This is a genomic window from Mycetocola sp., assembly GCF_046716805.1.
Classification (GTDB): domain Bacteria; phylum Actinomycetota; class Actinomycetes; order Actinomycetales; family Microbacteriaceae; genus Mycetocola_A.
This window is the reverse complement of record NZ_JBKJWH010000050.1, coordinates 1-9,319: the sequence shown is the minus strand read 5'-3', so window position 1 is coordinate 9,319 and position 9,319 is coordinate 1. Positions and strand designations below refer to the sequence as shown.

Here is a 9,319-nt window from a genome sequence, read left to right as displayed (position 1 = left end):
GACGTCTTCGAGGCCGTCTCGAACGCGATCTCGGGCGAGCTGTCCAGCGCGCTGACGATCGCTGACAAGCAGGACCGCGAGACCGAGCAGGACCGCATCAAGACGCTTGTTCTCGAGAAGATCGGCGGCGACTTCGAGGGTCGCGAGAAGGAGATCTCGGCGGCGTACCGCTCGCTGACCAAGAAGCTGGTCCGCAAGCGCGTCACCACCGAGAAGGTCCGGATCGACGGCCGCGGGCTCGCCGACATCCGGCCGATCTCGGCCGAGGTCGGCGTCCTGCCGCGGGTGCACGGCTCGGCGATCTTCGAGCGGGGCGAGACGCAGATCCTCAACGTCACGACGCTCAACATGACCCGCATGGAGCAGATGGTCGACACGCTCAACCCCGAGACCCGCAAGCGCTACATGCACCACTACAACTTCCCGCCATACTCGACGGGTGAGACTGGGTTCATGCGCGGACCGAAGCGTCGCGAGATCGGCCACGGGGCACTGGCCGAGCGGGCGCTGCTGCCCGTCGTGCCGAGCAAGGAAGACTTCCCGTACGCGATCCGCCTGGTGTCCGAGGCCCTCGGCTCCAACGGCTCGACGTCGATGGGTTCGGTCTGCGCCTCGACGCTGTCGCTGCTCAACGCCGGTGTGCCGCTGCGCGCCCCTGTCGCAGGCATCGCCATGGGCCTCGTCTCCGACGAGGTCGACGGCCAGACCCGCTACGCGGCTCTCACCGACATCCTCGGTGCTGAAGATGCGCTCGGAGACATGGACTTCAAGGTTGCCGGTACGAGCGAGTTCGTCACGGCGATCCAGCTGGACACGAAGCTCTCCGGGCTCCCCGCCTCGGTGCTGAAAGCCGCGCTGACCCAGGCCAAGGAGGCTCGCAACACGATCCTCTCCGTCCTGAACGCCGCGATCGACGCTCCGGATGAAATGGCGCCGACCGCGCCTCGCGTGATCAGCGTCAACATCCCCGTCGACAAGATCGGCGAGCTGATCGGCCCCAAGGGCAAGACGATCAACGCCATCCAGGACGAGACCGGCGCAGACATCTCGATCGAGGAAGACGGCACCGTGTACATCGGCGCCGTCGACGGACCGTCGGCTGAGGCCGCTCGTGCCCAGGTCAACGCCATCGCGAACCCGACCAACCCTGAGGTCGGCGAGCAGTTCCTCGGAACTGTCGTGAAGATCGCCACGTTCGGCGCCTTCATCTCGTTGCTCCCGGGCAAGGACGGCCTGCTTCACATCTCCGAGGTGCGCAAGCTCGCCGGAGGCAAGCGTGTCGAGAACGTCGAAGACGTGCTCGGTGTCGGCCAGAAGATCCTCGTGCAGATCACGAAGATCGACGACCGCGGCAAGCTGTCGCTTGAGCCGGTCGTCGCTGAGGTCGCCGGTGCTGAGCGTGTGCACCCCGACGCTCCGGCCGAGGGTGGCGAGACCGTTCCCTCGGTTCGCGTCCACACCGACGCTCCCGCCGAAGGCTAAGCAGCACCCACGCTGGCTGAGCCAGTCGAAAACCGGATGCCCCGTCTCGAGAAATCGAGGCGGGGCATCCGTCGTTGTGCGCGCGCGTGAGGAGTCCCAAATGGTCGCTCACAGCGCCTCCAGGGAGCGCTTCAGGACCCCTCAGCGACCGGTGCCCGGCTTCACTCCTGGCTGCGCTCCAGCAGCGGGCGAGCCCGGAACGGGATGAGCTCTCCCATCGCCAGCGACGTCTCGGCACGCTCGACGCCGTCGCACTCGAGGATGAGCCCGGTGATCCGGAAGAGGTCGTCGGCATCGGTGCACACCACCCGGACGAGGAGATCGCTCGTGCCGCTGAGCCCGTGAGCCTGCACGATTTCAGGAATTTCGCTCAGCTCGCCGACGATGGCGCCGAGTTTGTGCTGCTCCAGGTGAACCGAGATAAACGCCGTCAACGGATAACCAAGCGCGACCGGATTGATTCGGCGGTCGAAGGAATGCAGCACGCTCGAGGCGTCGAGGGCGCTCATCCGCGCCTGCACCGTGTTGCGCGACAGCCCCAGTTTCTCGGCGAGCGCGACGATGGTGGACCGCGGGTCCTCGGTCAACGCGATGAGGAGACGCGTGTCGGTGCGATCCAGCTTGTGCATAGTGCCCGACCTTAGCAGGAGCTTTTGCCGCCGGATAGAGCAGAATGTGCAGTTCCCGCGGGGATGGTTGTGCGCATTGGGTATCCGGCGTACCGTCTGAAGGACTTCTGGCAACGGCGCCGGATGCTGTGAGCGGCTGCGATCCAGACGCGCACAGAGCACGAGAGAGAGTTGCGTGTAATTGTGTCCACAACCCACGAACACACCCGAATCGAAACACTGGCCGATGGATCCGACCAGGACCTCAACCCCGGCCAGCTCGAAGACATCGTCACCCTGATTCGCCCGGATGGCAGTCGAGCCGAAAGCCCCGGCTTCGACCCGTGGGTCGCCGATGTCACCGACGACCAGCTCATCGACCTCTATGAAGACATGGTCGTCATCCGTCGCATCGACACGGAGGCCACCGCCCTCCAGCGCCAGGGGGAACTCGCACTGTGGGCTCCACTCCTCGGTCAGGAAGCCGCCCAGATCGGGTCCGGCCGTGCCCTCCGCACCGACGACTTCGTCTTCTCCAGCTATCGAGAGAACGGAGTCGCATACACCCGGGGCGTCGACTTCGGTGACATGCTCAGGGTCTGGCGCGGCATTGCATCGTCCGGCTGGGATCCGTACGCCATCGGCATGGCCACCCCCGCCGTCATCATCGGCGCGCAGACCCTGCACGCCACCGGCTACGCTCTCGGCTGCACCTACGACGGGGTGGACTCCGTCGCCATCGCCTACTTCGGTGACGGGGCGACCAGCCAGGGTGACGTCAACGAAGCCATGGTGTTCGCCTCCAGCTTCCAGGCGCCCGTGATCTTCTTCTGCCAGAACAACCAGTGGGCGATCTCTGAGCCGGTCCGGCTTCAGGCACACCGCCACATCTCGGACCGCGCCCCCGGGTTCGGCATCCCGAGCATCCGTGTCGACGGCAACGATGTCCTCGCGGTGATGGCCGCCACCCGGATCGCCCTCGACCGGGCCCGCTGCGGGGGAGGCCCGACCTTCATCGAGGCAGTCACCTACCGGATGGGACCACACACGACCTCGGACGACCCCAAGCGGTATCGCCCTGCTGGTGATCTCGAGGAATGGGGCCTCAAGGACCCGATCTCCCGGCTCGGCCGGCTGCTCGAGAGCCGCGGCGTGCTCACCGACGAGGTGACGAAACGGGTGGACGAGAAAGCGGATGCCGTCGCTCGCGAGATGCGCGCTGCGTGCGTCGCGCTCGACAAGGAACTTGACCTGATGACGGTGTTCGATGGCGTGTACGAGGAGCCTCACCCGGGTCTGGAGCGGCAGAAGAGCCAGTACGCCGCGTACCTCGCATCGTTCGACGGCGGTGCATCATGACGCAGATGACTCTCGGCGGTGCGATCAACTCAGGACTTCGACGAGCCCTGGCCGACGACGACAAGGTGGTTCTCCTCGGTGAGGACATCGGAAAGCTTGGCGGCGTGTTCCGCGTCACAGACAAGCTGCAGGAGGAGTTCGGTCCGCGCCGGGTCATGGACTCGCCGTTGGCCGAAGCCGGCATCATCGGCACCGCGGTTGGCCTCGCGTTCCGCGGCTATCGCCCGGTCTGCGAGATCCAGTTCGACGGGTTCATCTACCCGGGCTTCGACCAGATCGTCGCGCAGGTGGCGAAACTGCACTACCGCACGCGAGGCAAGGTGAAAGTCCCGATCACCATCCGGGTGCCGTTCGGCGGGGGAATCGGAGCAGTCGAACACCACTCGGAGTCTCCGGAGGCGTACTTCGCCCACACCGCAGGTCTGCGGGTCATCTCCTGCTCCAATCCGCAGGACGCCCACACCATGATCCGGCAGGCCATCGCCTGCGACGACCCTGTGCTCTTCTTCGAACCCAAGCGCCGGTACTGGCTCAAGGGCGACGTCTCGGAGGAGCTCGGTGCCGACGCCCTGCCGATGGGAAGCGCGCGAGTCGTGACCGAGGGCACCGACGTCACCCTCGCCGCCTACGGTCCTCTTGTCCCCACCGCGATGGATGCCGCAGCTGCGGCCGCCGACGACGGAATTTCGATCGAGGTGATCGACCTGCGTTCGCTGTCGCCGATCGACTTCAGCACCGTGGAGAAGTCCGTCCGCAAGACTGGGCGACTGGTCGTCACCCATGAGGCCGCGCAGTCCGGCGGCATCGGAGCAGAGGTCGCCGCGGCCGTCACAGAACGGTGCTTCGACTGGCTCGAGGCAGCGCCTGCCCGCGTGACCGGATTCGACACCCCGTATCCGCCCGCCGCGCTCGAGGAGGCGTTCCTGCCCGACCTCGATCGGCTGCTCGACGCGGTCGACCGTGTGATGGGCCGCCGCAACTCGCTGACCGGGTGGAAGGCGACAGCATGAGCGCGAAGCAGTTCTCCCTGCCCGACCTCGGCGAGGGTTTGACCGAATCCGAGATCGTGGCCTGGAAGGTCGCGGTCGGTGACACCGTGAAGCTCAATCAGATCATCGCCGAAGTCGAAACCGCCAAGGCGCTCGTCGAACTGCCGTCGCCGTTCGCCGGCGTGGTGTCCCAGCTGTTCGCTGACGAGGGCGCCACAGTGCAGGTCGGCGATCCGATCGTCGAATTCGACGTCGACGGCGGTGACGTCGAGAACCCGCCGAGCACGCCAGAGTCGGAAGCAGCAGCCAATGCGGCGTCAGACGGCGTGCCCGCCGAACTCGACGCTGAGCTTTCGCCGGCGACACCGCCGCCCGCGGAGCGCCAGGCCGTGCTTGTCGGCTCCGGTCCGAAGGTTGAAAGCGGGGGCCGTCCGTCCCGCAGGGCTCGGGCGTGGGCGGCAGATGCGACAGCAATCTCGCGCACTGGCGCATCGACCACGGATGCTTCCGCACCGGCTCCGTCTCCGGAGAATGCTCCGGCAGCAGCCGGTCAGGGGACCGAGGCGGGGGAGAGGCCGCGGTCGACGCCTCCGGTTCGCAAGCTGGCGCGCGACCTGGGCATCGACCTGACCCAGGTGCAGGGCACCGGCGAGGGCGGACTCATCACCCGGGACGACATCCAGCGCGTCGCCGCGGGAACGGCATCCGTCGGCAGCGTTGGCAACGGAACGCACACCGCGGCCCGGGCCGAAACCGGGACCGGCAGAGGCCGGGACGAGATCCGGACGCCGATTCGGGGTGTGCGCAAGGCCACAGCGCAGGCCATGGTGAACTCGGCGTTCACCGCACCGCACGTGACCGAGTTCCTGACCGTCGACGTCACCGCAGGCATGGACCTCGTGCGCTCGCTGGCGTCATCGTCCGCCTTCGCCGGCAAACGGATCACCATCCTCAGCCTCGTGGCCAAGGCCCTGATCCTGGCTGCGAAGCGCACACCGGCGGTGAACTCATCCTGGGACGAGGAGGCCCAGGAAATCGTGCAGTTCGGCCACATCAACCTCGGTATCGCCGCCGCCACCGGGCGTGGACTGATCGTTCCGAACATCAAGGACGCCGACACGCTGGGTCTCGGTGAGCTCGCTGACGCTCTCGTCGATCTGGTCGAAGCGGCTCGCGCCGGCGCCACCAGCCCGGCGAGCCTCAGCGGCGGAACGATCACGATCACCAATGTCGGCGTCTTCGGCGTCGACGCCGGCACGCCGATCCTGAACCCGGGTGAGGCGGCCATCCTCGCGATGGGCGCTGTGCGGCGGACGCCGTGGGAACACAACGGCGAGGTTGCGCTGCGCGAAGTGATGACGTTGAGCCTGTCGTTCGATCACCGACTGATCGATGGGGAGCAGGGGTCACGGTTCCTGGTCGACATCGGAACGGTCCTCAGCGATCCGGGGATGGTCCTGACGATGGTGTGACCCCGGCACCCGGGAACGGAAAGAACCCTGACGATGTCGGAGCCGTCGATTATCATCGGTGCATGCCGGAGATCGATTCGGACGCCACCCCTGACCATTTCATCTCGTGGGAAAGACTGCCCCGGGCTCTGAAGCCGTTCCGCCTGGGCCAGTATCGGCTGCTCGCCGGGGCGCTCACCCTGTCTCTGCTCGGTGCCGGCATGTGGATCGTCGCTGTGGTCTGGCAGGTGATCGAGCTCGGCGGGGGGCCGGCCGATCTGTCGCTCGTCGCGACCGGCAACGCCGCTGGGATGCTCGTCGCTGTCCTTTTCGGCGGGGTTCTCGCCGATCGTGTGCCGCAGCGCAACATCCTCGTGTGCGTGGAATTGCTGAAAACCGTGTCGATCGCCACCGCCGCCGTCCTGGCACTGGGCGGAACGCTCGAACTCTGGCACCTCGTCATCGTGACGACGATCCTCGGGATCGCAGACGGGTTCTTCTACCCGGCGTACTCGGCGCTCCTGCCAGCAATCCTCCCGGCAGAGGACCTGCTCGCTGCGAACGGCGTCGAGGGGATGCTGCGGCCCACCATCATGCAGGCGGCCGGGCCGGCACTGGCCAGCGTGGCAATCGCCGCCGTCTCTCCCGGCCTCGCCTTTGCCTGTGTCGCCGGCGCTCAAATCCTGGCGGTGGGCGGGCTCTTTCTCATCCGCTCGACACCCGTCCGCCGTGAGATCGGTGAACCGCAGCATCCGCTTCGCGCCTTGACAAGCGATCTGCACGAGGGCTTCGCCTACATGCTGAGAACCCCGTGGCTCCTCGGCACGCTGCTCTACGCCTGCCTCCTCGTCTTCCTCATCATCGGGCCGATCGAGGTGCTCCTGCCGTTCGCCGTCCGCGACCAGACCGGCGGCGGCCCTGGCGCCTTCGCGCTGGCTCTCGCGGCGTTCGGCATCGGCGGTGCCGTCGGATCCCTGGTCGTCGCCTCTATGAAGCTCCCCCGCCGGTACCTGACCGTCATGAACCTGCTCTGGGGTGCTGGTTGCATTCCTCTCATCGCGATCGGCTACACGACGCAACTGTGGTTCATGGTCGTGGCGCTCTTCATCGTGGGCTTCACCTTCTCCGCGGCCACCGTCATCTGGGGCACCCTGCTCCAGCGGCGGGTTCCTCCCGCGCTGCTCGGCCGGGTGTCCAGCCTCGACTTCTTCGTCTCACTGGCGCTCATGCCGATCTCCATGGCGGTGGCCGGTCCGGTGGGTGAAGCGATCGGACTGGCTCCGGCGTTCCTCGCCGCAGGCGCTATTCCCGTCGTTCTTGCCGTGGCCACGATCCTGATCTTCCGCCTCCCACAGGACGAAATCCAGCATCCGCTCGACGCTGCGGACGAGACGGTCGAGGAAGCGGACGCCGTCGGCAGCGAAAGCGGCGAGGCACCTCGAAGCGACGCCGACCTGGAGTGAACTCGATTCGCTCGTGCGGATTCAGCCGGACTGGTCAGAGGCGCTGGCCGTGCCCCGGGACCGTTCACTCGACGTTCCTGGCGGCGTCGACTGGCCGCTGGTGTTGATCCGGATCTTCTTCGGTGACGCCAGCTCCCGGAAGGGAATGACGATCTTCAACACGCCGTTCTCGAACCGGGCGTCGATGCTCGACTCGTCCGCACGCTCGGGGAGTGTGATGCGCCGGTAGAAGCTCGTGCTGCTCTCACGCACCATGTACTTCTTGCCCTTGTCTTCTTCCTTCTCGCGCTTCTCCGCCTGGATGACGAGCGCGCCCTCGTCGACAGCGACGTCGATGTCGGCTTCGCTGAAGTTTGGGAGGTGAGCCTCAATCGTCAGCTGGCTGTCGTTTTCTGTATAGACGTCGGTCGTCGGCGTATTGCCTCCGGTAAAGCGCGTGAGAAAGTCCTCCCCGAAGACCTGTCGCTGGAGGGCGTCCAGTTCTGCCAGAGGGTTGAACCGTGCAAAGTTCCTTGCCATCAGGATTCCTCTTCCACTCGGTGCCGGCCACTGCCGGGTTTGAGAGGATTGTATGCACCCCACCCCAACGCGGACCGGGGTTCCCGGGAGGCAGGATCCGCCCGTGAGCGGCCAGTGAGCGGCGAGCCGACCGGCGCGGGCAAACGCCACAGAGGAGCTACCTCAGCGCGGCGAAAGCCATTCGCTCGAGCACGTCGCGCAGTTCATCGTGGGGGAGTTCCTGCCCGCTGTACGGGGTCGAGTTCATCAGCCCGAAGGTGGCATGAGCGCGGATCCGGAGCTCCGCCACGTTCGTGGTCGGCTGCATGCGCTGCAGGATGCCGACCCACAACTCGACATAGCGGCGTTGCAGGGTCCTGACGGTGTGGCGGTCATCGTCTGAGAGGCTGTCGAGATCGCGATCCTGCACCCGGATGACATCCGGGTTGTTCAGCGCGAAGCGCACGTGGAACTCCACGAGGGCCCGCAGCGCGAGCTCGCCATCGGGCGCTCGTTGCACGACTTCGGTACCGCCGTGCAGCAGCTCGCGGCTGACATCGATGAGAATGGCGGCAAGGAGCGCCTGCTTGCTTTCGAAGTGGCGGTAGACCGCCGGTCCGCTCATGCCGACCGCTGAACCCAGGTCCTCGATGGAAACGCCGTTGAAGCCACGCTCGGCGAAGTGACGAGCGGCCGCGCCGAGGAGCGCTTCACGACGCTGCGCTTTCGCTTCCGTGCGTCCGACTCGGAGGGACGGAGCATCCGAGTTCCCGGGGTGGACCCCGAGGCGCGTGTTCTCGGCCATGGCATCCTCCATCGGAAGCTAAGCGGGGACGTTGAGTTAATCCATACTAACGCACGAGCGGATCGCTTGCAGAGGTTGATTGGGGTTGCGATGAGAGTCGGGTCCCGGCGTGGGAGCCTGGCGTTCGTTCAGCCTGGCGTCAGCATCCGGGGAGGACGATGAGCGAAAGCCCGTCGGGTGGCGGGCGATCGTGAGAGGACAGGGACATGAACTCGAGACGGAGCCGGTGGGTTGGAGCAACCACACTGCTGGTCTGTTTGACGCTTGCTACGACGGCGTGCTCCGGCATGCAAACTCCTCCGACGCCGGCGGGTGCCGCGCTGCCTCAGGGCGATGATCCGGTCGACCTCGATCCAGCCGACTTCACCACAACGATCGACAACGAGTACTGGCCGATGGAACCGGGTACCCAGTGGGTCTATCGCGAGACGGGGAGCGGCGACCCGCTCACGGTGGTCGTCACAGTCACGACGGCCACGAAGAAGATTGCGAACGGCATCACGGCTCGAGTCGTGCGTGACACGGTCACGAGGGGCGGCGAGATCGTCGAGGACACCTTCGACTGGTATGCGCAGGATGCCGTCGGCAACATCTGGTATCTCGGCGAGGACACTGCCGAGATCGAAAACGGTGAGGTGGTGTCGACCGGGGGATCCTTCGAGGC

Annotated in this window: 8 protein-coding genes and 1 pseudogene; 6 read left to right on the top strand and 3 right to left on the bottom strand. The window is 66.3% G+C overall.

Annotation, left to right across the window (positions count from 1 at the left end; genetic code table 11):
• The coding region (locus ACLQ62_RS04115; protein WP_411720402.1) for a polyribonucleotide nucleotidyltransferase at positions 1-1,482 on the top strand (1,482 nt) is incomplete at its 5' end.
• Positions 1,483-1,643: 161 nt separating this feature from the next.
• On the opposite strand, the gene ACLQ62_RS04110 is transcribed toward ACLQ62_RS04115, so the two are convergent.
• Complete coding sequence (locus tag ACLQ62_RS04110) at positions 1,644-2,111, bottom strand: Lrp/AsnC family transcriptional regulator (protein WP_411720401.1); 468 nt, start codon at positions 2,109-2,111, stop codon at positions 1,644-1,646.
• A gap of 210 nt (positions 2,112-2,321) precedes the next feature.
• Between ACLQ62_RS04110 and pdhA the strand changes: the two genes are divergently transcribed.
• The 4 genes from pdhA to ACLQ62_RS04090 all read left to right on the top strand — a co-directional run bounded on the left by pdhA (position 2,322) and on the right by ACLQ62_RS04090 (position 7,352).
• Positions 2,322-3,449, top strand: a complete 1,128-nt coding sequence (gene pdhA, locus ACLQ62_RS04105; RefSeq protein WP_411720403.1) for a pyruvate dehydrogenase (acetyl-transferring) E1 component subunit alpha — start codon at positions 2,322-2,324, stop codon at positions 3,447-3,449.
• Positions 3,446-4,459: an alpha-ketoacid dehydrogenase subunit beta gene (locus ACLQ62_RS04100; RefSeq protein WP_411720400.1), complete on the top strand. Its 1,014-nt coding sequence runs from the start codon at positions 3,446-3,448 to the stop codon at positions 4,457-4,459. Before pdhA ends, ACLQ62_RS04100 begins: the two co-directional genes overlap by 4 nt.
• Entirely contained in the window at positions 4,456-5,910 is a 1,455-nt protein-coding gene (locus tag ACLQ62_RS04095; protein ID WP_411720399.1) for a dihydrolipoamide acetyltransferase family protein, read from the top strand. The genes ACLQ62_RS04100 and ACLQ62_RS04095 overlap by 4 nt, the downstream gene beginning before the upstream one ends.
• Positions 5,911-5,972: 62 nt before the next feature.
• Positions 5,973-7,352, top strand: a complete 1,380-nt coding sequence (locus ACLQ62_RS04090; RefSeq protein WP_411720398.1) for an MFS transporter — start codon at positions 5,973-5,975, stop codon at positions 7,350-7,352.
• 21 nt (positions 7,353-7,373) lie between these two features.
• On the opposite strand, the gene ACLQ62_RS04085 is transcribed toward ACLQ62_RS04090, so the two are convergent.
• Both ACLQ62_RS04085 and ACLQ62_RS04080 read right to left on the bottom strand, forming a co-directional pair.
• Positions 7,374-7,871: an Hsp20/alpha crystallin family protein gene (locus tag ACLQ62_RS04085; RefSeq protein ID WP_411720397.1), complete on the bottom strand. Its 498-nt coding sequence runs from the start codon at positions 7,869-7,871 to the stop codon at positions 7,374-7,376.
• A gap of 157 nt (positions 7,872-8,028) precedes the next feature.
• Positions 8,029-8,655 (bottom strand): TetR/AcrR family transcriptional regulator, encoded by a 627-nt coding sequence (locus ACLQ62_RS04080; protein WP_411720396.1) that lies wholly within the window; start codon positions 8,653-8,655, stop codon positions 8,029-8,031.
• Positions 8,656-8,942: 287 nt separating this feature from the next.
• Between ACLQ62_RS04080 and ACLQ62_RS04075 the strand changes: the two are divergent.
• A pseudogene (locus ACLQ62_RS04075) lies at positions 8,943-9,319 on the top strand (hypothetical protein); the annotation flags it as partial.

Bases quoted from the DNA above. Each gene is read 5' to 3' on its own strand.
- ACLQ62_RS04110 (WP_411720401.1), bottom strand. From the start codon at position 2,111: ATGCACAAGCTGGATCGCACCGACACGCGTCTCCTCATCGCGTTGACC.
- ACLQ62_RS04100 (WP_411720400.1), top strand. From the start codon at position 3,446: ATGACGCAGATGACTCTCGGCGGTGCGATCAACTCAGGACTTCGACGA.
- ACLQ62_RS04095 (WP_411720399.1), top strand. From the start codon at position 4,456: ATGAGCGCGAAGCAGTTCTCCCTGCCCGACCTCGGCGAGGGTTTGACC.
- ACLQ62_RS04090 (WP_411720398.1), top strand. From the start codon at position 5,973: ATGCCGGAGATCGATTCGGACGCCACCCCTGACCATTTCATCTCGTGG.
- ACLQ62_RS04085 (WP_411720397.1), bottom strand. From the start codon at position 7,871: ATGGCAAGGAACTTTGCACGGTTCAACCCTCTGGCAGAACTGGACGCC.
- ACLQ62_RS04080 (WP_411720396.1), bottom strand. From the start codon at position 8,655: ATGGCCGAGAACACGCGCCTCGGGGTCCACCCCGGGAACTCGGATGCT.